General features: G+C 62.0%; 19 protein-coding genes. 8 read left to right on the forward strand and 11 right to left on the reverse strand.

The window, feature by feature from the left end; translation table 11 throughout:
• Positions 1-129 precede the first annotated feature (129 nt).
• Positions 130-468, reverse strand: a complete 339-nt coding sequence (sap1, locus tag OKW27_RS29165) for a surface attachment protein Sap1 (protein ID WP_018418921.1) — start codon at positions 466-468, stop codon at positions 130-132.
• A 621-nt stretch (positions 469-1,089) separates the two neighbouring features.
• Here sap1 and OKW27_RS29170 point away from each other — a divergent pair.
• Positions 1,090-1,269 (forward strand): hypothetical protein, encoded by a 180-nt coding sequence (locus OKW27_RS29170; protein WP_090805511.1) that lies wholly within the window; start codon positions 1,090-1,092, stop codon positions 1,267-1,269.
• A gap of 204 nt (positions 1,270-1,473) precedes the next feature.
• Here the strand turns inward: OKW27_RS29170 and OKW27_RS29175 are convergent, their stop codons facing one another.
• Both OKW27_RS29175 and OKW27_RS29180 read right to left on the reverse strand, forming a co-directional pair.
• Positions 1,474-1,899, reverse strand: a complete 426-nt coding sequence (locus OKW27_RS29175) for an HIT family protein (RefSeq protein ID WP_090805510.1) — start codon at positions 1,897-1,899, stop codon at positions 1,474-1,476.
• 102 nt (positions 1,900-2,001) lie between these two features.
• Positions 2,002-2,937, reverse strand: coding sequence for a GlxA family transcriptional regulator (locus OKW27_RS29180; RefSeq protein WP_429335545.1), 936 nt, complete (start codon positions 2,935-2,937; stop codon positions 2,002-2,004).
• Between the two features lie 175 nt (positions 2,938-3,112).
• Between OKW27_RS29180 and OKW27_RS29185 the strand changes: the two genes are divergently transcribed.
• Positions 3,113-3,952 (forward strand): SDR family NAD(P)-dependent oxidoreductase, encoded by an 840-nt coding sequence (locus tag OKW27_RS29185; protein WP_429335546.1) that lies wholly within the window; start codon positions 3,113-3,115, stop codon positions 3,950-3,952.
• 29 nt (positions 3,953-3,981) lie between these two features.
• Here the strand turns inward: OKW27_RS29185 and OKW27_RS29190 are convergent, their stop codons facing one another.
• Positions 3,982-5,097: a diguanylate cyclase gene (locus OKW27_RS29190; protein ID WP_429335547.1), complete on the reverse strand. Its 1,116-nt coding sequence runs from the start codon at positions 5,095-5,097 to the stop codon at positions 3,982-3,984.
• Positions 5,098-5,382: 285 nt separating this feature from the next.
• On the opposite strand from OKW27_RS29190, the gene OKW27_RS29195 reads away from it, so the two are divergent.
• The gene (locus OKW27_RS29195; protein WP_090802296.1) at positions 5,383-5,712 is read left to right on the forward strand and encodes an ecotin precursor; all 330 of its coding nucleotides are present in this window, start codon (positions 5,383-5,385) and stop codon (positions 5,710-5,712) included.
• A gap of 99 nt (positions 5,713-5,811) precedes the next feature.
• On the opposite strand, the gene OKW27_RS29200 is transcribed toward OKW27_RS29195, so the two are convergent.
• The 3 genes from OKW27_RS29200 to mnmE all read right to left on the reverse strand — a co-directional run bounded on the left by OKW27_RS29200 (position 5,812) and on the right by mnmE (position 8,987).
• Complete coding sequence (locus OKW27_RS29200; protein WP_167368611.1) at positions 5,812-5,973, reverse strand: hypothetical protein; 162 nt, start codon at positions 5,971-5,973, stop codon at positions 5,812-5,814.
• A gap of 245 nt (positions 5,974-6,218) precedes the next feature.
• Positions 6,219-7,409 (reverse strand): tyrosine-type recombinase/integrase, encoded by a 1,191-nt coding sequence (locus OKW27_RS29205; RefSeq protein ID WP_429335548.1) that lies wholly within the window; start codon positions 7,407-7,409, stop codon positions 6,219-6,221.
• A 183-nt stretch (positions 7,410-7,592) separates the two neighbouring features.
• Complete coding sequence (gene mnmE / locus OKW27_RS29210) at positions 7,593-8,987, reverse strand: tRNA uridine-5-carboxymethylaminomethyl(34) synthesis GTPase MnmE (RefSeq protein WP_429335549.1); 1,395 nt, start codon at positions 8,985-8,987, stop codon at positions 7,593-7,595.
• Positions 8,988-9,369: 382 nt separating this feature from the next.
• On the opposite strand from mnmE, the gene OKW27_RS29215 reads away from it, so the two are divergent.
• Entirely contained in the window at positions 9,370-9,777 is a 408-nt protein-coding gene (locus OKW27_RS29215) for a helix-turn-helix domain-containing protein (RefSeq protein WP_018418931.1), read from the forward strand.
• Between the two features lie 137 nt (positions 9,778-9,914).
• Here the strand turns inward: OKW27_RS29215 and yidC are convergent, their stop codons facing one another.
• The 4 genes from yidC to rpmH form a co-directional block, all read right to left on the reverse strand.
• Entirely contained in the window at positions 9,915-11,573 is a 1,659-nt protein-coding gene (gene yidC, locus OKW27_RS29220) for a membrane protein insertase YidC (protein ID WP_429335550.1), read from the reverse strand.
• Between the two features lie 30 nt (positions 11,574-11,603).
• Positions 11,604-11,834: a membrane protein insertion efficiency factor YidD gene (gene yidD, locus OKW27_RS29225; protein ID WP_167050029.1), complete on the reverse strand. Its 231-nt coding sequence runs from the start codon at positions 11,832-11,834 to the stop codon at positions 11,604-11,606.
• A gap of 112 nt (positions 11,835-11,946) precedes the next feature.
• Positions 11,947-12,426: a ribonuclease P protein component gene (gene rnpA, locus OKW27_RS29230; protein WP_090802287.1), complete on the reverse strand. Its 480-nt coding sequence runs from the start codon at positions 12,424-12,426 to the stop codon at positions 11,947-11,949.
• A 19-nt stretch (positions 12,427-12,445) separates the two neighbouring features.
• Positions 12,446-12,580, reverse strand: coding sequence for a 50S ribosomal protein L34 (rpmH, locus tag OKW27_RS29235; protein WP_004198824.1), 135 nt, complete (start codon positions 12,578-12,580; stop codon positions 12,446-12,448).
• Positions 12,581-12,963: 383 nt separating this feature from the next.
• On the opposite strand from rpmH, the gene dnaA reads away from it, so the two are divergent.
• The 4 genes from dnaA (at position 12,964) to OKW27_RS29255 (ending at position 20,264) form a co-directional block, all read left to right on the forward strand.
• The gene (gene dnaA / locus OKW27_RS29240; protein ID WP_221309137.1) at positions 12,964-14,562 is read left to right on the forward strand and encodes a chromosomal replication initiator protein DnaA; all 1,599 of its coding nucleotides are present in this window, start codon (positions 12,964-12,966) and stop codon (positions 14,560-14,562) included.
• Between the two features lie 530 nt (positions 14,563-15,092).
• Entirely contained in the window at positions 15,093-16,196 is a 1,104-nt protein-coding gene (gene dnaN / locus OKW27_RS29245) for a DNA polymerase III subunit beta (protein WP_090802283.1), read from the forward strand.
• Between the two features lie 114 nt (positions 16,197-16,310).
• On the forward strand, positions 16,311-18,782 hold the full coding sequence (gyrB, locus tag OKW27_RS29250) for a DNA topoisomerase (ATP-hydrolyzing) subunit B (protein WP_090802282.1): 2,472 nt from the start codon (positions 16,311-16,313) through the stop codon (positions 18,780-18,782).
• A gap of 486 nt (positions 18,783-19,268) precedes the next feature.
• Complete coding sequence (locus OKW27_RS29255) at positions 19,269-20,264, forward strand: dienelactone hydrolase family protein (RefSeq protein WP_429335551.1); 996 nt, start codon at positions 19,269-19,271, stop codon at positions 20,262-20,264.
• Positions 20,265-20,269: the final 5 nt, after the last annotated feature.

Consider the following 20,269-nt stretch of genomic DNA (forward strand, 5'->3'; position numbering starts at 1 on the left):
AAAACGGCTTGGCATCGGAATGCCCAAGCCGTCTCTTTTAGCTCACGCGTTCACGCCTGCGACTTTTAAAGCCGCAGCGGATACGCATGCGACCGTATTCCGGCTTTTGCCGGAATACCGGTGTTGTACTTATTGCTTGATGAATCGGTCGTTCGCCCAGAGCCCCTCGGTATCGCTATTGGCTGAATTCACGAACTCGACGTCGTGGCCGACCACGCGCACCACGCGGAAACTCGAGTCGGTCGGAGTCGACACGCATTGATATCCGGAGAAGAATTCCTGCATCTGCTGCTGTTCACCGGCTTGCGCGTGGTGATCGGCGGCATCGAGCTTGTCCTTCGATACGCAGCCATAGGCATTGGCCTTGAACTGGATCGTTTGCTGCGGCTTGATCACGACGTCTTGCGCCTGAACGCTAGCGGCAGCCAAACCCGCGATGGCGAAAACAACGGCAATTCGAGTTTTCATTCGTTCCTCCGGGGCGGGCCGAAAACATCTCGGTTAGCTATGTATTTAACTTTAACGGTGGACCCGCATCTTGCACTTTAGGAGAACCGATGAGAACGACAAGCACATCTTGTGTGCGATCGCAATAGTGGCGAATTGTCGCACCTGCTGTCGAAGCTGATTAAAGCTTGAGCACACGCCCGACCGAATGGCAATGAAATGAATAACTAAAAATCCACTCTCGAACACGCCTTAGCTGGTAAAGCTTTGCGCGCGCATTCACGTAAACGCGTAGCGTCAATTAAGCGATTTAATACAATTTAATCAATGGGTTTGTGCGTTGCACACAAAGTCATTCCACAGGCAAAAGCGGCGATGCGCAATAACGAGGCAAGTGCAGAAAATAAACAGTGCCAGCCGTCTCTCAGGGCCTTGATGAAACGCTTGCAACGCGCCATTGCCGAAAACGCATGAAAAAAAGCCGCGCGGCGCAAAGCCGCGTGGACAGGCGAGGAGGGCGCGATCGCAGTGCGATGTACCCTTCGCGTGCGGCCTGAATCCAGGTGGATCTTCGTCGAGCCGGTATGCGGGTACAGGCGGTGCTCTACAATGAAAACGAATCTCCTGCACCCGGAGGCTATCGTGAACGAGCACGTCATACTCGGGATTTTTCTGGTCGTTCCGCTGCTGATCGTCATGTTTCTTTTTTCCGACGAACTGTGGCAGGAGCATCGAGACCTGCACGACGGACGGCCGTTGCGAGCGCGTCGCCGACGCATCGACTGGCGGCATCCGCTACGCCGTTCGCGCGAGCGGCTCTGAGATTGCGAAGCGGATCCCTAAAGAAAAAAAGCCTGCCACAGGGGCAGGCTGAAAAAAGAGATCCACACTCAATGCCTTGAACACAAGGCAATAGCAGTCTAGTCGCGACGCGCCAATCGGTGGTTTCAACGGCTTTTACAGTTGTTACCGGGCGTGACCGTAATGCGGGGCGCGACGTTGCGTCGGCAGCCCTCGCGTCGCGCTTCAATGGGCGCGCCAGTGCGCGCGAATCCGTTTGGCGAGCGCTTCGAGCGTGTCCGGATCGGCGACCTCGCGCGCATGCAGCTTCAGCGGTTGGCCTTCCCAGCGCGGAATCACGTGGAAATGGACGTGCGGCACTGTCTGTCCCGCCGCCGCGCCGTTGAACTGGCCGATGAACACGCCGTCAGGACGCAGTGCCGCGCGCACCGCGATCGCGAGCTTTTGCGCCATGCGCGTCGACGCGACGAGCGCCGCATCCGATAGATCGAAAATTTCCGCGACCGCTTCCTTCGGCACGACGAGCAGATGGCCGTCGGCCTGCGGCATCAAGTCCATGAAAGCCAGCGCCTGGTCGTTTTCGGCCACCTTGATGCACGGTAGTTCGCCGCGCAAGATTTTGGCGAACGGGTTGCTGTCGTTGTAGCTCATCGCGTTTCCTTTCATTTGGGCTGGGTTCGATTCACGGGTCGAGCGGGATACTTTTTTTTGCGTAGCTTCGCACCGCGGGTTTCCTATTCTCTACCCGAACGCTTACGCCACGCGTGCGGCACGCCGGATCGCTTGAGGTGGCTGGCCGAACGCGCGCAAAAACGCGCGCCGCATCCGCTCGGGGTCGATGAAGCCAGTGTCGGCTGCGACGGTTTCGATCGAATGACGGCCGGTTTCGAGCATCGTGCGAGCCGCTTCGACACGCAGCGCCTCGATCGCGCGGGCCGGCGACTGGCGCGTCTCGTCGCGAAACGCGCGGCTGAACTGGCGCGGGCTCAGATGCGCGACGTCGGCGAGCTGCTCGACGGTCAGCGGCTCGCGCAGATGGCTCTTCGCATACGACAGCGCGTTCTGGATCCGATCGGATTTCGGTTCGAGTTCGAGCATCGCGGAGTACTGCGATTGCCCGCCGGTGCGCCGGTGATAGACCACGAGCTTCTTCGCGATCGCGCGAGAAACCGCGACGCCGAGGTCGTTCTCGACGAGTGCGAGGCACAGATCGATACACGCGGTCATGCCGGCCGACGTCCACACCGAGCCGTCGACGATGAAGATGCGGTCCTCGTCGACCCGCGCGCGCGGAAAGCGCCGTTGCAAATCGCGCGCATGCGCCCAGTGCGTAGTCGCGTGACGGCCGTCGAGGATGCCCGCTTCGGCGAGCACGAATGCGCCGGTGCAGATGCTCGCGGTGCGGCGCGAGGCGGCGAGGGCGTCGTTCAGAAACGCGAGCAGCCCCGGCGACGACGGCGCGATCTCCATCGCGCCGGTGACGATCACCGTGTCGTAGGCGGGATCGCCGAACGGGCGCGTCGCGACCTCGACGCCCGCCGAACTGCGCACCATGCCGCCGTGCTCGGAGATCACCGCGACGTCGTACGCGGGCTCGCCGGTGTCCTGATTGGCGAGTTCGAAAATCGATACCGCGACCATGTCGAGGATCTGAAAGCCCGGAAAGACCGCCACGCCGATGCGTTTCATTTACGATGTCCGGAAACGAGGGAAATATGACATTTGAGACAAAACAGTACGCGCCTAAACTCAGCTCGTCAACCCCGCCGTATCAGCGCAAAAGCCGCCAGGCGGCGAGTTCACGGATGTTCCCATTCACCGGACAGGGCGGCCGCATCATGCGCAGCCCGCAAGGAGAGCTTCAATGGCAACGCAGGCAAACAAGGGCGCACAAGGCAATTCGAACGAAGGCAAGGGTACGGCGGTGGTCACGGGCGCATCGTCGGGTATCGGCGCGGTCTACGCGGACCGGCTCGCGCGACGCGGCTACGACCTGCTGCTGATCGCGCGCGACGGCGCACGCCTGAGCAGCCTCGCCGACCGGCTGACGAAGGAAACCGGCCGCCGCGTGAGCACCGTCAGCGCCGATCTGACCAACAAGGCCGACGTGCGCCGCATCGAGAACCAGTTGCGCGCCGAGCCAGGCATCACGATGCTGATCAACAACGCGGGCGTCGGCGCGACCGCGACGCTGGTCGACTCCGACATCGATGAACTCGAGCAGATGATCGAGCTGAACGTGACCTCGCTCACGCGCCTGACGGCGGCGGTGTTGCCGGGCTTCATCGCGCGCGGCGCCGGTACGGTGATCAATATCTCGTCGATCGTCGCGCTGGCGCCGGAATTGTTGAACGGCACCTATAGCGGCACCAAGGCCTACGTGTTGAATCTCACGCAGTCGCTGCATCACGAGGTGGGCGGCAAGGGCGTGCGGCTGCAAGCGGTGCTGCCGGGCGCGACGAGCACCGCGTTCTGGGATCGCGCGGGTCTCGCGGTCGAGAACCTGCCTTCGCAGATCGTGATGAGCGCCGAGGACATGGTCGACGCGGCGCTTGCCGGTCTCGATCAGGGCGAACTGGTGACGATCCCGTCGTTGCCCGATGCCGCCGACTGGGAGCGTCTGAACAGCGCGCGTTTGCATCTGCAGCCGAATCTGTCGCGCAGCGCGCCGGCCGGGCGCTATACGCGCGCCGTGGCCGCGTAAGCCGAAGGTTAAGGAGGGCGACGCCAGACTCAGCCGCTCACGGCCACCTGATTCTTGCCGTCGTGTTTCGCGCGATAAAGGCCGACGCCGGCGGCCTCGATCAGCGTCGTGACCGGTTCGGCGGCCGACGGCACCACCATCGCCGCGCCGATGCTGATCGTGACGACGCCCTCTGCCGAGCCCGCATGGGTGATCGCGCGGTCTTCGACCGCGATGCGGATTTTCTCCGCGAGCAGGCGCAAGCCGCCCGCCGACGTGTCCGGCACGACCACCGCGAACTCCTCGCCGCCGAAGCGCGCGGCGAGATCCAGTGAATGGCCGAGGCACGCTTCGATCGTATGCGCGACGCTCTTCAGCACTTCGTCGCCGGCGACGTGCCCATAGGTGTCGTTGTAGGCCTTGAAGTGATCGACGTCGATCATCAGGAGGCCGAGGCCGGTCTTGTCGCGGGTGCCGCGGTGCCATTCGGCCGCCAGATACTGGTCGAGGTAGCGGCGGTTCGACAGGCCGGTCAGACCGTCCGAATGCGTGAGCCGCTGCAACTCCAGATTCGTCGCCAGCAGTTGCCGCTGAGATTGCCGCAGCGCGCGGTACGCCTCGTCGCGTTGCAGCAGGTGTAGATACGAGCGCGAGTGATAGCGGATGCGCGCTATCAGCTCGATGCGGTCGGGCAGCTTCACGAGGTAGTCGCTCGAACCGGCCGCGAACGCCGCGCTTTTGACGAGCGGCTCTTCGTTGGTCGACAGCACGACGATCGGGATGTCGCGAGTGGCGGCATTCAGCCGGTATTGCCGCACCAGCGTCAGACCGTCGGTGCCCGGCATCACGAGATCTTGCAGGATCACCGTCGCGCGCGTTTCCTCGGCGCAGCGCACCGCGTCTTCCCATGACGCGCAGTTGCGAAAGTCGATGCCCGGCTCGTCGGCGAGCGCCTCGCGCACCCCCTCGGCGATGACCGCCTGGTCGCCGACCAGCAGCACCATGATCGGGCACTCGGCCGCCGGCGGGGCGGCGAGGATGCGCGCGAGCGCGTCGTCGCTGGCGAGATTGGGCGCATCCTCAGCGACGAGCGCGTGCGCCTGCGGGCTCCCGTCGTCTGCGGGATGCAGCGTTGCGGCATTCTGGGGCGGTTTAGAGGTATCCATGTGGTTCGGCCAGGATGAAGTTCAGGGAGGGCACGTCAGCTTTCGGGGAGGCGAGACGCTCGTTGACCACTGCCCTTGGTCAGATAATAGTCGGCGCCCGCATCAAGGCCAGCGCGGCGATCTTCCCCCCGATGCCTGGATGAAAAGCAGCGCAATGCCCTGCGTGGGTTAACGCGTCCAACGTTATGCACCTGTTACAGAGTAAATCTCTGGTTACCAACTGCAGCATCTATTTCCGCGCGCGCCGGCGACAATTCGTCCATGCCTGAACGGCGGGAGCTCAATATGAAAAAGATCGCAGTGGCGTTGGTAATGGCGGGTAGTTTGACGGTGGCGGGCCAGGCGTCCGCGCACGGACACGGCGGTGATGTGGTGGGTGCGCTGATTGGCGGCGCGGTGCTGGGCGCGGTGGTTACCTCGGCGTTGACGCCGGCGCCGGTGGTCGCGTATCCGCAGCCGGTCTATGCCGAGCCCGCGTACCAGCCCGCGCCGGCTTACGTGGCACCGCCGCCCGGATATTGCTACGACCAGTATCAGCGCGCCTATGTCGCGTGCGGCGCACCGCCGCCCGGACAGTACGGCTATGCGCAACCGCAACCCGAGCCGCAGTGGTGAGCGCGGCCAGGCTCTGATGCGCGGATGATTCAGCCGAACAACGCGCAGACAAAAAGGCCGTCGCCCAATGCGACGGCCTTTTTCCATTTGAGGCACGGCTTAATGCTTGTGATGCAGCCACTCCGCGTAATGCGTGTCGAGCCAGCGCTCGAGCTTGGGCGGCCTGGACGGGTCGCGGTGACGCGACATCATCCAGATGGCAAGGCCGACCACCAGCATGACGGCGGGCCCCATCAGATAAGCGAGCATTGATTCAGGCATCGGAACCTCCGTATCGGCTTGCATCCATCTCTCAGTGTAGGCGAAGGAAGCGGGGAAAGAACGACGATGTCAAACGTTCCAGAGAAGCTAAAAAAGGCGCATTTGCGCCCGGTCTGGAAACCTGTTTTTTGATGACTTTTCCTTTATTTGCTTAGCGTCTGGGCGAGGTCGCCTTAGCCTGTGTACCATCCTGTTACCGGCCTGACGGCAAGCGTCACATGGCGCCAAAACCCATGACAATGCCGTCAAGCCGTCCCGTTCGCCGTCTGCCGCGCGACTTCCATCTGGCTATCGACAAAGTCCGCCCAACTCTGAAGCATGCGACCCTGCCACGCCGCTTCGTCGGTTGCTTCACGCTTCGCGATGTCGCCCCCCGCAGCTGTTTGCTGTTCCATGTCGCGCAGATGCGACGACGCGGTGCGACGAAAGTCGTGCAGCACGAAATGCTCCACGTCGAGCCCCAATGCCTTGACTGCCTGGTTCAGCGTGCTTTTCGCGATCGGCCGATCGTCGCCCCTGACGCTCGGGAACACGAACGTCTCGCTGGTGCGCCCGCGCTGCAGCTCGCGCAGCAGCGCAACCGCCTGACGCGGCAGACGGACGACGCGGTCCTCGCGCGCGTTCAGGCGCGCGGCGGGGATCGTCCACAGCGCATCGTCGAGATCGAACTCGGCCCATGTCGATTCGACGAGGTCCGCTTTGCGTGCCATCGTCAGCACCAGCAGATGCAGCGCGAGCTTCAGCGGACGGCGGATATTGGATGTGTCGATCGTGCGCAGCATGACACCGATCTCGGCGCCGGACAGCACGCGGGTGCGGCTGTCGAAGGTCGCGATCGAGCGCGCCGGTACGACTTCCGCGGGATTGCTGGTCGCGAGCTGGCGCGCGATCAGATATGCGTACAGGCGCTTCACGACGTTGCGCGTGTGCAGCGCCATTTTCGGCGAGCCGCGGCTTTTGATGCGCTCGCAGATCGCGACGACGTCGTCAGCGGTGACCGCGCCGATCGGCTTGTTGCCGATCGCGGGCAGCACGTCCTTGTCGAGCGCACGCCGCGTGGTGCGGCGATATTCATCCGACTTGCCGGCCAGCGCCGTCGCGAGATAAAGCTCGGCCGCTTCGCGCAGCACGTCGGCCTTGCTCTCGGCACCGCGATCGCGCCGCGCGGTTGCGACCGGCGAGATGCCCTGCGCGACGAGCGCCGCGTACCTCTGCGCCTTCGCGCGCGCGACGCGCAGCGAAATCATCCGGTAATCGCCGATGGTCGCGAGCGGCTGACGCTTGCCGTTCAACGTATAGCGGAAGCGCCAGACCTTGGTGCCGGTCGTCATGACCTCGATCACGAGGCCGTTGCCGTCGGCGACGCAGTAGCGGGTCGCGCGCGGTTCGAGCGCGCGGATCTCGGATTCGGTGAGCGGGGTGGCGAGGCGGGGCATGCTTTGGGGACGCTGTACGTTTAGGCTCGGACAGCTGGATTCTAAACCTTTGCACGGTTGTGTACCAAAAATCCGGTGGCTTTTTGGCCGACGGAGTGCGATTTTCGCGTGTGCGGCAGCGGCGCCGATTCGGCCGAGAGAGCCTATATGACGGCCGCATTGCGGCGACGTACAAGTTCGGCGTTACTTGCCGATACAGAATCGGCTGAAAATCACGCCGAGCAGATCGTCCGAACTGAACTCACCGGTGATCGAGTTCAGTTGATCCTGCGCGAGCCGCAATTCCTCGGCGAACAGATCGAGCGCCTGCGCGTTCTGCTCCGCATGCGCGGCGGCGGTCGCCAGATGCTCGTCGGCCGCGCGCAACGCGATCAGGTGCCGCTCGCGCGCGAGATAGACGCTCTCCGCGCCCGCCTGCCAGCCGGCAATCCGCAGCAGTTCGTCGCGCAGCAGCGCGACGCCGTCACCCTTCTTCGCCGACAGCCGCACCTCGCTAAGTTCGAGGTCGGCGTCGAGCGCCTGCGTCGCGGGCGCGAGCCCTGTCAGGTCGGTCTTGTTCAGCACGCGGACGACGGGCACGCCGCGCGGAAAGCGTCCGGCGATCGTTTCGTCGCCGGCCGTCATTCCGGCGCGCGCGTCGAGCAGATGCAGCACCACGTCCGCGCGCTCGATCTCGCCCCACGTGCGCTCGATGCCGATCTTCTCGACCTCGTCCTCGGTCTCGCGCAGGCCGGCCGTGTCGATCACGTGCAGCGGGATGCCTTCGATCTGGATCGTCTGCGCGACCTTGTCGCGCGTCGTGCCGGCGATCGGCGTGACGATCGCGAGTTCGGCGCCGGCGAGCGCGTTCAGCAGCGACGACTTGCCGACGTTCGGCTGCCCCGCCAGCACGACCGACAAACCTTCGCGCAGCAACGCGCCCTGGCGCGCCTCGCTCAGCACGTGCGCGAGACGCTCGCGTATGCGCACGAGCTTGCCGCGCGCGTCGGCGGCTTCGAGGAAGTCGATTTCCTCTTCCGGGAAGTCGAGCGTCGCTTCGACCAGCATCCGCAGCGTGATCACCTCTTCGACCAGCGCGTGGATGTCGCGCGAGAACGCGCCGTCGAGCGAGCGGCCGGCCGAACGCGCGGCGGCCTCGGTGCTTGCCTCGATCAGATCGGCGACGGCCTCGGCCTGCGCGAGGTCGAGCTTGTCGTTCAGAAACGCGCGACGCGTGAATTCGCCGGGCTCGGCGAGCCGTAGACCGAACGCGCGGCCGGCGTCGATGCAGCGCTGCAGGACCAATTGCAGCACGACCGGGCCGCCATGGCCTTGCAGTTCAAGCACGTGCTCGCCGGTGTACGAGTGCGGCGCCGGAAAGTACAGCGCGATGCCGCGATCGAGCGGATTGCCGCTCGCGTCGAGAAACGGCACGTAGCTCGCGTGACGCGCCGCGAGCGTCTGGCCGGTGAGGGCCTGCATCAACGGCTGGGCCGCCGCCGCGCCAGCGCGGCCGAACGAAATCCGCACGACGCCGATGCCTCCCCGGCCGGGCGCGGTAGCAATGGCAACGATGGGATCGGAGTCGGTCGTGAGCATGTGAAGTCGGCTGAAACGGGAGGGGAGGAGCAGGGCCGCGTCGGTCGAGCCGGCGCGAGGCATTGTAACGCGCGCGCCTCGCACGGAAGGGCTGGCGACAAGGACGCGAAGCGGATGACGCGCCCGTTCGCCCCTATCGTTTGAACAACTCAGATTTATCTCAATTAAGCTAGGATTGTTACCGCGCTACTTAGGAATTGTTGAGACTCGGCAGGAACTGTGGTTCAGGCAAAGCCAAGCCTGGCAATCGAGAGATGAAAAAAATCAAATTCGTGCAACGCGTTACGGGGCGCGCGCTACAAGCTAAAACTATCTCAAATAAGAGAAAACAAAGCTTGATCGGTTGTCAACTGGCTGAACTCCGAATTGCACAATCTCGCCCATGCCGACCGACAAAGAAAAAGCCGCCTTCGCCAAGAGGCTGAAGGATCTGCTCGAGCCGCTGAAAATCCGCGGTGGGACCAAACTCGCCGAGCAATTCAATCTTCGCTATTACGGCGAGCGGCCCGTGACGCCCCAGACCGCACACAAATGGCTGACGGGCACGACGATCCCGAAGCCGGACAAGTTGCGCACGCTGGCCGAATGGTTGAACGTCAAGGAGCACTGGCTCCATTACGGACCACCGCCCGGCGCCAGCGCACGACCGATGGCACGTGGCGAAAAATATCCGCCGACACCCGAAACGATCGAACTCGCTTCGAAGATCGCATCGTTGACCCCGAAGGACCGGAATCTGGTCGAGGAAATGATCGTGCGTTTTTACGGCGAAGATTCCGACGAAGAGTGAACGACGAAACTCAAGCGCAGCCGCCCGCCGCATTTCCTTCAGCCGCACCATAAAAAAAGCCGCCCGGTTCGCACCGGGCGGCTTTTCGTTTTGAGCTTGCGTCACGGCGGCCCTGCGGGCTGCCACCGGACGGAACCTCAGGCCGGCTTCGCCTTCGAGCTGCCCATCATCCGCGTGATGTAGTACTGCTGCGCGATCGACAGCACGTTGTTCACGACGTAGTACAACACGAGACCTGCGGGGAAGAAGAAGAACATCACCGAGAACGCGATCGGCATGAACATCATCATCTTCGCCTGGACTGGGTCCGGCGGCGTCGGGTTCAAGCGGGTCTGCAAGAACATCGACACGGCCATCAGGATCGGCAGGATGAAGTACGGGTCCTGCTGTGACAGATCATGGATCCATAGAATCCACGGCGCGCCGCGCATTTCCACCGACGACAGCAACACCCAGTACAGCGAGATGAACACCGGGATCTGGATCACGACCGGCAGACAGCCGCCGAACGGATTGACCTTCTCGGTCTTGTACAGCTCCATCAGCGCCGCGTTCATCTTCTGCGGATCGCCCTTGAAACGCTCGCGCAGCGCCTGCATGCGCGGCGTGATCGCCTTCATGCGCGCCATCGACTTGTAGCTCGCGGCCGACAGCGGGAAGAACACCGCCTTGATCAGCACCGTGAGCAGCACGATCGACCAGCCCCAGTTGCCGACATAGCCGTGGATCTTCGACAGCAGCCAGAACAGCGGCTTCGCGATGATCGTGACCCAGCCGTAGTCCTTCACCAGATCGAGACCCGGCGCGATACCTGCGAGCATCTTTTCTTCTTCCGGACCGGCGAACAGACGCGCGGACACGCTGACGGTCTGGCCCGGCTGGATGGTCGGCATCGCCTCCTTCATGCCGACGCGATACAGCGACGGATCGATCTTCTCGGCGTAGAACTCGCGCTTCACGCCTTCCTGCGGAATCCAGGCCGACGCGAAGTAGTGCTGGACCATCGCGACCCAGCCGTCGTTGGCCGACGTTGCGAAGTTTTGCTTGTTCTTGTCGAGATCGCTGAACGTCATCTTCTGGAAGTGATGCTCGTTCGTGTAGACAGCCGGTCCGATGAACGTGTGCGAGAAGCGCGGCGTTTCGACCGGCTGGTCGTCGCGCACGAGTTCCATATAGAGCTGCGGCGTCACCGGCGTGGTGCCGACGTTCTGGACCTTCGTCTCGACGCCGATCACGTAGCTGCCGCGCGTGAACGTATACGTCTTGATGACCCGGAGGCCGCCCTTTTCCGGCGACTCGAAGCTCATCTGGAACGAGTTCTGGCCGTCGGCCAGATGGGTCGGCTGATTCGGCATCAGCGTAAAGATGTCGTTGTGATTCGGGAAGTCACCGCCGAGCAGGCCAGTGCGCGCCAGATACGTGTGATTGTTCGTTTTGTCGAACAGCGTGATCACGAGATCCGGCTGCTTGCCGTCGCCCTGCTTGACGAGCGACAGGCGCGACAAGGTGGCACCGCGGGTGTCGATTTCGCCGCTATAGACGTCGGTGCCGAACTTCACGAGCTGCGATTGTTCGGCCGCTGGCGCGTTGCCCGGCGCGGCCGCGTTGGTTGTCGCCAGATCGGCTTGCTGGGTGCCCGGTGTCGTGGTGCCCGGCGCGGCGCTGCCGGCGGTCTGGGTCGGCGTCGTGCTCGGGAAGAACATCGACGGGCGTCCGTGGTCGCGTTGCCAGTTGTCGAACAGCATGACAGCTGACATGAAAAAGATGACCCATAGGACGGTGCGTTTGATATCCATGCGTTGTCTCAGTGTCGATGGAACGGCGCGTCAGCGCTTTTCAGAAGTGGGTGGCGGGACGAGATCGATGCCGCCCGCGGAAAACGGGTGGCAGCGGCAAACACGCCTCACGGCGAGATAAGTCCCGCGCGCGGCGCCATGATACTGGATTGCCTCGCGCGCGTAATCAGAGCAGGAAGGGTAAAAACGGCACCGGTTGCCGAGCATGGGGCTCACGGCAAGCTTGTAAAAGCGCAATAAAGCGAAGAGTACCGTTTGCATGGCAGGTGCGGCCGTACGGCGCCGGGCAACGTGAAGTACAGGACGACGCCCGCGCTCTAAAGCTGCCGGCGCAATGCCCATTGCGGCGACCATGGTGCGGGCGGTCACTGCGTCATTCCGTCTTGGGCGCCTCCGCGGGCGGCGCCTGACGACGGGTAATTTCGCGCGCTGCCTTGTCGAGCAGCGCCTCGATTTCGCTGCGGCACAGCGCCTTCAACGGCGACGACGACGCGCTCGGCAAAGCTTTTTTGTCGAAACGCGTGTGTAGACGCAGCAGCACATCCCAACCGCCGAATTCCGCGCGACGCAGCCGGAAGGCTTCGCGCGCGATCCGGCGCACCAGATTCCGCGTGGCCGCGCGCGGCGCATACTTCTTACCGATCACGAGGCCAAGACGCGCCTCGTTGCCGGTGGGCCGGCCGTACACGACAAAGTGTGCGGTACGGCGCCACGGCCGCAAACGAAAAACGGATGAAAATTCATCCGTTTTTAGCAGCCTTGCGGCTTTGGGGAAGGCGGCTTGCGCTCGCAACGGAACCGAGCCCGGTTGCTGCGCCCCGGCCGCTCCCGCTTCGCCGCGGGTTTCGGTCACAGCGCGCAATCCGCTTGCCTTAGATCGCGAGGCGCTTGCGGCCCTTCGCGCGACGTGCGTTGATGACCTTGCGGCCGCCAGCGGTCTTCATGCGAACGCGGAAGCCATGGGTGCGCTTGCGACGGGTAACGGAAGGTTGGTAAGTACGTTTCATGTTGCTCTCACTTGATCGAAAAAAACCGCGCGATCATCGCTGAAAGCGCAATGGCCGGTGGTTTACTGAAATTGGTTTTCGCGGAACCCGCTATTTAAACTGGTTTTCCGTTGGCCGTCAATAGCTTAGCCGTCGTCTGGCGCAGCCGGGGGTTGCCGGACCAAGCGATCGGTCCCTGTGGATAACTCACTTTCGGGTTCGTTTTGGCGTTAGAATCTCGCCTTACTTCCCAAAAATGTTGCACGCCGCTCCGGCACGCTTGTCCCGCAGACCCTTGTGGCACAGGCGCCCGGGGCCGTTACGCCTGGCTGCTCAGGGCCTTGTTGCGCGTGCGCGACAGGGGCAGCGGCGACCGCCGTGCACACCATAACGATAGCAACTTGATGAACGAATTCTGGCAACACTGTTCCGCATTGCTGGAGCGTGAGCTTACGCCCCAGCAGTACGTGACGTGGATCAAACCCTTGGCCCCGGTCGCCTTCGACGCCGATGCGAACACGTTGAGCATTGCCGCGCCGAACCGCTTCAAGCTCGACTGGGTCAAGAGCCAGTTCTCCGGCCGCATCGCGGATATGGCCCGCGATTTCTGGCATGCGCCGGTGGACGTGCAATTCGTATTGGATCCGAAGGCAGGCATGCGTAGCCCAACGGCCGCGGCGCCGGCTCCGTCGTCGGCACGCCCGGCTTCGGCCGCGCCGCAGGGCGGTAATGCCGGCGGCGTCGCGGCCGTCGATGCGGCTGTCGGCGCCGTGCACGCCGCGCATGCCGCGCGCGCGAATCCCGCAGCCGCGGCTGCGGCGCTCGCAGCGCAAAACGCTAATTCGCGCAGCGCCGCCGAAGACGTCGCAGACCTCGATCTGCCGAGCCTGGACGCGAACGAAGCCGCCGCCGGACGTCGCACGTGGCGCCCAGGCCAAGGCGTGGGCGCGACGGCATCCAGCGAGAGCGACTCGATGTACGAGCGCTCGAAGCTGAACCCCGTGCTGACCTTCGACAACTTCGTGACCGGTAAGGCGAATCAGCTCGCGCGCGCCGCGGCGATCCAGGTCGCCGACAACCCCGGCATTTCGTATAACCCGCTGTTCCTGTACGGTGGCGTGGGCCTCGGCAAGACACACCTGATCCATGCTATTGGAAATCAGTTGCTGATGGACAAACCCGGCGCGCGGATTCGCTACATCCATGCGGAACAGTACGTGTCCGATGTCGTGAAGGCGTACCAGCGCAAGGCGTTCGACGACTTCAAGCGCTACTACCACTCGCTCGACCTGCTGCTGATCGACGATATTCAGTTCTTCTCGGGCAAGTCGCGCACGCAGGAGGAATTCTTCTACGCTTTTGAGGCGCTGGTCGCCAACAAGGCGCAAGTGATCATCACGAGCGATACGTATCCGAAGGAAATCTCGGGTATCGACGATCGCCTGATCTCGCGCTTCGACTCCGGCCTGACGGTGGCGATCGAGCCGCCCGAACTCGAAATGCGCGTCGCGATTCTGATGCGCAAGGCGCAATCGGAGTTCGTGAGCCTGAATGAGGATGTCGCGTTCTTCGTCGCGAAGCATCTCCGCTCGAACGTGCGCGAGCTCGAGGGCGCGCTGCGCAAGATCCTCGCGTATTCGAAGTTCCACGGCCGCGAAATCACGATCGAACTGACCAAGGAAGCGCTGAAAGACCTGCTGACGGTGCAGAACCGGCAGATTTCGGTGGAAAACATCCAGAAAACGGTCGCCGACTTCTACAGCATCAAGGTCGCGGACATGTATTCGAAGAAGCGTCCGGCGAACATCGCGCGGCCGCGGCAGATCGCGATGTACCTGGCGAAGGAATTGACGCAGAAGAGTCTGCCGGAAATCGGCGAGCTTTTCGGCGGGCGTGACCACACGACGGTGCTGCACGCGGTGCGCAAGATCGCCGACGAGCGCAGCAAGGACGCGCAGCTGAATCACGAACTGCACGTGCTGGAGCAGACGCTGAAGGGCTAAACGGGCTGGCCGCACGCGACCGTGAAACGGACGTCGGCGGCAGGAAACGCTGGAAGCGGCTACGCAGTGGTTTGAATGAGGCCGCGAAAACGCTGTAAATCGAGAAACGGGCAGGGGACTCACAACCCGGCGGCGCTGTCGGGTCCGGACGGGAAATGACAAGGAACGCGACGGTAAGCGGGCAGAAGCGACGTAAAAAGCGCGGCAAACCCGTGACGAATTTGCGGCGCAACCGGCCAGAAGTGGCGGAACAACAAGCCTGCGAACCGGTAGCGCCGCGCAGCGGCGCGACAAGTCGGCGGCAGCCCGGACCACGCCCTACAAAATCGACCTGTTTATTCCCGAACTCGCCCCCATTTTAGTGAGGCGGTCCCGTTTTCAGGCACAATACAGGTTTAACCGCCCGGCGGCGACGGGCGGATTTCACGCCGTGTCGGGCGCTTTTCAGGGCGCCGGCGGGGAGCCGTGGCTGCGCGCTGAAACGCTTGTCCCGTAAGGCGTGCAGGCCGTTATACCAACGAAGGAACCCTATGCAACTGGTCAAGACCGAACGCGACAACCTCCTCAGGCCGCTGCAAACCGTGAGCGGCATCGTCGAACGCCGCCATACGTTGCCGATCCTCGCCAATTTGCTGATCACCAAGAACGGTCCTGACGTATCGTTCCTGTCGACCGACCTGGAGTTGCAGATCACCACGCGCGCCGATTTCGGCGTGGGCGGCGATTCGGTCGCGACCACGGTGGCAGCGCGCAAGCTCCTCGACATTCTGCGCGCGATGCCTGACGGCCAGGTCACGCTGACGCTGAACGACAAGCGTCTGACCGTGCAATCCGGCAAGAGCCGCTTTGCGCTGCAGACGCTCGCCGCGGACGAATTCCCGACCGTCGCTCAGGCCAAAGACTACGGCGCGAGCCTGGTGGTTCCTCAAAAGACGTTCCGCCAGTTGCTCGGCATGGTCCATTTCTCGATGGCCCAGCAGGACATCCGCTACTACCTGAACGGCATGCTGCTGGTGGTGGACGGCGATCAGCTGATGGCGGTCGCGACCGACGGTCACCGTCTCGCGTTCTCGTCGATGAAGATCGAGGGCTCCTTCGCGCGCCACGAAGTGATCATTCCGCGCAAGACGATTCTCGAACTGCAGCGCCTGCTCGAAGACATCGACGACACGCTGAAGATCGACATCGCGCAGACGCAGGTCAAGTTCACGTTCGGTCAGGTTGAACTCGTGTCGAAGCTCGTGGAAGGCAAGTTCCCCGACTTCCAGCGCGTGATTCCGAAGTCGCACAAGAACAAATTCCAGATTGGCCGCGAAGAACTGCAGCGTTCGCTGCAACGCGCGGCGATTCTGACGTCGGATAAGTTCAAGGGCGTGCGCTGCATCGTCGAGCCGGGCCAGTTGAAGATCATGTCGACCAACGCCGATCAGGAAGAGGCGCAGGAAGAACTGGAAATCGCATACGACGGCGACAGCGTCGATATCGGGTTCAACGTCACGTACCTGCTCGACGTGCTCGCGAATCTGAAGGTCGACATGCTGCAGGTGAGCCTGGGTGATGCCAGTTCCAGCGCGTTGATCACGATTCCCGAGAACGACGAATTCAAGTACGTGGTGATGCCGATGCGCATCTGACGCGTCCAACATCAAGAAGAACACCAAGGGGCGCAGCGCCCCTTTGGCGTTTTTATGGCGTTTTGAAAAGTCCAGAGCAGCAACCTTGCAGTAACGCAGAACCGGAAAAAATCCATGACTGAAACGAACAATACGCAGCCCGATAACAGCTACGGCGCCTCGTCCATCCAGATCCTCGAAGGTCTGGAAGCCGTGCGCAAGCGGCCTGGGATGTACATCGGGGATACATCGGATGGCACCGGTTTGCACCACCTCGTGTTCGAAGTGCTCGACAACTCGATCGACGAAGCGCTCGCCGGGCATTGCAACGACATCCAGGTGATCATCCACGCGGACAACTCGATCTCGATCACCGACAACGGCCGCGGCGTGCCGACCGGCCTCAAGATGGACGACAAGCACGATCCGAAGCGCAGCGCCGCCGAAATCGTGATGACCGAGCTGCACGCCGGCGGCAAGTTCGACCAGAACAGCTACAAGGTGTCGGGCGGCCTGCACGGCGTGGGCGTGTCGTGCGTGAACGCGCTGTCGGCGTGGTTGCGCCTCACCGTGCGCCGCGACGGCAAGAAGCACTTCATGGAATTCCACCGTGGTGTGCCGCAGAACCGCGTGCTCGAAGAGATCGACGGCGTGACCACGTCGCCGATACAGGTGATCGGCGACACCGAAAACCGCGGCACCGAAGTGCATTTCATGGCCGATGAAAAGATTTTCGGCAATGTTGAATACCACTACGACATTCTCGCGAAGCGGATTCGTGAGCTTTCGTTCCTCAATAACGGCGTGCGGATTCGATTGGTGGATCAGCGCTCGGGTAAGGAAGAGGATTTCGCGTTCGTCGGCGGCGTGAAGGGTTTTGTCGAGTACATCAACAAGAACAAGTCCGTGCTGCACCCGAACATCTTCCACATCATCGGCGAGAAGGATGGTGTGGGTGTCGAAGTGGCGATGCAGTGGAACGACAGCTACAACGAAAACGTGCTGTGCTTCACGAACAACATTCCGCAGCGCGATGGCGGCACGCACCTTACCGGTCTGCGTGCGGCGATGACGCGCGTGCTGAACAAGTACATCGCCGATCACGAAGTCGCGAAGAAGGCGAAGGTCGAAACGTCGGGCGATGACATGCGTGAAGGGCTGTCGTGCGTGCTGTCGGTGAAGGTGCCGGAGCCGAAGTTCAGCTCGCAGACGAAGGACAAGCTGGTGTCGTCGGAAGTGCGCGCGCCGGTGGAAGAAGTGGTCGCAAAGGCGCTCGAGGAATTCCTGCTCGAGACGCCGGGCGACGCGAAGATCATCTGCGGCAAGATCGTCGATGCGGCGCGTGCGCGCGACGCGGCGCGCAAGGCGCGTGAGATGACGCGCCGTAAGGGCGTGCTCGATGGCGTCGGTTTGCCCGGCAAGCTCGCCGATTGCCAGGAGAAGGATCCGGCGAAGTCGGAGATTTATATCGTCGAGGGTGACTCGGCGGGTGGGTCGGCGAAGCAGGGGCGTGATCGGAAGTTTCAGGCTATCTTGCCGCTGCGCGGCAAGGTGCTGAACGTCGAGAAGGCGCGCTACGACAAGCTGCTTTCTTCCGAGCAGATCGTTACGCTGATTACCGCGCTTGGCTGCGGGATCGGCAAGGAAGATTACAACCTCGACAAGCTGCGCTATCACCGCATCATCATCATGACCGATGCTGACGTCGATGGCGCGCACATCCGGACGCTGTTGTTGACGTTCTTCTATCGGCAGATGCCGGAGATGATCGAGCGCGGGTATATCTATATCGCGCAGCCGCCGCTTTACAAGATCAAGGCGGGGAAGGATGAGCGGTATCTGAAGGATGAGTCGGAAGTCAACGCTCATATTCTTCGGCTCGCGTTGCAGGGGTCGGAGTTGGTGGCTTCTGAAGGTGCGACTCCGATTACCGGGGATGCGTTGGGTGAGTTGGCTCGGGCTTATCTGTTGGCGCAGGCAGTGGTTGATCGGTTGAGCCGGCTGTATGACGCGGGTGCGCTCGAGGCCGTGATGGATGGCGTCGTTATCGACCTCTCCAGCGAGCAGGCGGCCGAAGCTTCGGCTCGCGCGCTTGAGGCGAAGCTGCGGGATGATGCGCTGAAGCCGGAAGTGCGCGTTACGACGATGTATGACCCGGTGCGGGAGCTGCGCTCGCTGCGCGTCGCGCGGACGCATCATGGGAATCAGAAGATTTCTGTGATCGATGAAGAGTTTCAGTTGACTGCGGATTATCAGCAGCTTGTGACCACCGCTAATACGTTCAAGGGGTTGATCGGCTCTGGCGCTGTGATCAAGCGTGGGGAGCGGAGTATGGCTGTCACCGACTTTAAGAGTGCGATGAAGTGGCTGCTGGCTGATGCTGAGAGGAATATGTCCAAGCAGCGCTATAAAGGCCTCGGGGAGATGAATCCGGAGCAGCTTTGGGAGACGACTATGGATCCTGCGGTGCGGCGTCTTCTTCGGGTGCAGATCGAGGATGCTATTGCTGCTGATGGCATCTTTACTACGCTCATGGGGGATGATGTGGAGCCGCGCAGGGCTTTTATTGAGTCGAATGCGTTGAGGGCGGGGAATATCGACGTTTGAGGGTGTATGTAGGTAGACGCATAACCTGAGAAAACGGGCCCGTAAGTTGAGAAACTTATGGGTCTTTTTATTAATAGTCAGGCTGATGAACAATACGTCGACGTGCTGATACTGCTTGAGCTTTTCTTCCTGCTCGCGGAGTCGACATTCAGGCCAAACAGCTGTTGGTGGCTTTCTTCGAGTTTTTGCTCCTCTCCCGTTCAGGAATCAACCTGGGGGCGGCGAAGTGAAATGGGCGCTACGCTCGCGCGTCGACCGCGCTCGGCGGTTCCGGACGGCTAAAGCGACTCGAATCCTCGACTTTCTGGACATGCGCGACCCGGCGAATCGATAAAGTGCCTGCCGTCTGCCGTCTGCCGTCTGCCGTCTGCCGTCTGCCGTCACTGTCTGTCGTATCACGACAATTCTGTCATTTGCATTGCATTCCTGCCCGGACCGCCTATAACGCTGCATAAATAACTCTGTCCGTACTCATGGGAGACGGCCATGTTCGCAAGTGTGAGAGGCTTGCCGTTCCTTTTGCTAGTCCTTGTGCTCCTTTGCATTCCGCGCGTCCCCTACGCGCAGGTGGCGCGAATCGAAGTCATTCCATTCGAGTCGATGACGCTCACAGACGAGCAATTTCTGGCCGGAAGCGAAGACGGCAAGCGCGTGACGATAGCCGGTGAATTGCGGCTGCCTCGACCCGGGACCGACAGGCTGCCCGCCGTCATACTGCTGCACCCGTCTGGGGGTATCGGCGGCCAGATAGCGGACTGGGAGCAGTGGTTCCTGTCCTTGGGCGTTGCCACTTTCGTTGTCGACAGTTTCACGAGCCGAGGCATAGAAAACACAATCAATGACCAGAGTCAGCTTGGCAGACTCGCTCAGACAGAAGACGCGTATCGCGCGCTCAGCCTTATTTCCAAAAACCCTCATGTCGACGCGAGCCGCGTGATGCTAATGGGCTTTTCCCGTGGAGGGCAAGACACGCTCTACGCGAGCATGGTGCGCTTCCAGAAAGCGCATGCCGATGCGTCGAGTCCAGGATTTGCAGCCTATGTTCCGCTTTACCCAGACTGCAGTGCCCACTACCTCGATGACGACAACGTATCAAAGGCTCCCATTCGCATATTCCATGGAAGCGCAGACAACTATGACCCGGTCGCGCCTTGCAAGGCCTATGTGGAACGGCTGAAAGCCAAGGGGGCGGACGTAGAGCTGACCGAGTTTGCCGGGGTTAATCATATTTTCGATGCGCGCGCCTTCGCACATCCAACCTCCCTGCCGAAAGCGCAAACAGTGCGCAATTGTGCATGGGAAGAACACAGTGCGGGACATTTGCTTAACGTCAAAAGCAACCTGCCGTTCTCATATGCGGACCCCTGTGTCGAACGGGGCGTGACAATCGGGTACGACGAGAGCGCGACGGAGCAAACGAAGAAGGCAATAGCCAACCTGGTTACCACTACGCTTAAGCCGACACCGACACGTGCCCCGTGATTCCG

It is taken from the genome of Paraburkholderia sp. 35.1 (assembly GCF_050436525.1).
Lineage (GTDB): Bacteria > Pseudomonadota > Gammaproteobacteria > Burkholderiales > Burkholderiaceae > Paraburkholderia > Paraburkholderia tuberum.

Excerpts from the sequence above, each read along its gene's own strand:
- OKW27_RS29175 (WP_090805510.1), bottom strand. The coding sequence starts at position 1,899 with ATGAGCTACAACGACAGCAACCCGTTCGCCAAAATCTTGCGCGGCGAA.
- gyrB (WP_090802282.1), top strand. The coding sequence starts at position 16,311 with ATGACTGAAACGAACAATACGCAGCCCGATAACAGCTACGGCGCCTCG.
- yidC (WP_429335550.1), bottom strand. The coding sequence starts at position 11,573 with ATGGATATCAAACGCACCGTCCTATGGGTCATCTTTTTCATGTCAGCT.
- dnaA (WP_221309137.1), top strand. The coding sequence starts at position 12,964 with ATGAACGAATTCTGGCAACACTGTTCCGCATTGCTGGAGCGTGAGCTT.
- OKW27_RS29195 (WP_090802296.1), top strand. The coding sequence starts at position 5,383 with ATGAAAAAGATCGCAGTGGCGTTGGTAATGGCGGGTAGTTTGACGGTG.
- OKW27_RS29180 (WP_429335545.1), bottom strand. The coding sequence starts at position 2,937 with ATGAAACGCATCGGCGTGGCGGTCTTTCCGGGCTTTCAGATCCTCGAC.
- dnaN (WP_090802283.1), top strand. The coding sequence starts at position 15,093 with ATGCAACTGGTCAAGACCGAACGCGACAACCTCCTCAGGCCGCTGCAA.
- OKW27_RS29215 (WP_018418931.1), top strand. The coding sequence starts at position 9,370 with ATGCCGACCGACAAAGAAAAAGCCGCCTTCGCCAAGAGGCTGAAGGAT.
- OKW27_RS29185 (WP_429335546.1), top strand. The coding sequence starts at position 3,113 with ATGGCAACGCAGGCAAACAAGGGCGCACAAGGCAATTCGAACGAAGGC.
- rpmH (WP_004198824.1), bottom strand. The coding sequence starts at position 12,580 with ATGAAACGTACTTACCAACCTTCCGTTACCCGTCGCAAGCGCACCCAT.
- yidD (WP_167050029.1), bottom strand. The coding sequence starts at position 11,834 with ATGCAAACGGTACTCTTCGCTTTATTGCGCTTTTACAAGCTTGCCGTG.
- OKW27_RS29190 (WP_429335547.1), bottom strand. The coding sequence starts at position 5,097 with ATGGATACCTCTAAACCGCCCCAGAATGCCGCAACGCTGCATCCCGCA.
- OKW27_RS29200 (WP_167368611.1), bottom strand. The coding sequence starts at position 5,973 with ATGCCTGAATCAATGCTCGCTTATCTGATGGGGCCCGCCGTCATGCTG.
- mnmE (WP_429335549.1), bottom strand. The coding sequence starts at position 8,987 with ATGCTCACGACCGACTCCGATCCCATCGTTGCCATTGCTACCGCGCCC.
- OKW27_RS29205 (WP_429335548.1), bottom strand. The coding sequence starts at position 7,409 with ATGCCCCGCCTCGCCACCCCGCTCACCGAATCCGAGATCCGCGCGCTC.
- sap1 (WP_018418921.1), bottom strand. The coding sequence starts at position 468 with ATGAAAACTCGAATTGCCGTTGTTTTCGCCATCGCGGGTTTGGCTGCC.
- OKW27_RS29255 (WP_429335551.1), top strand. The coding sequence starts at position 19,269 with ATGTTCGCAAGTGTGAGAGGCTTGCCGTTCCTTTTGCTAGTCCTTGTG.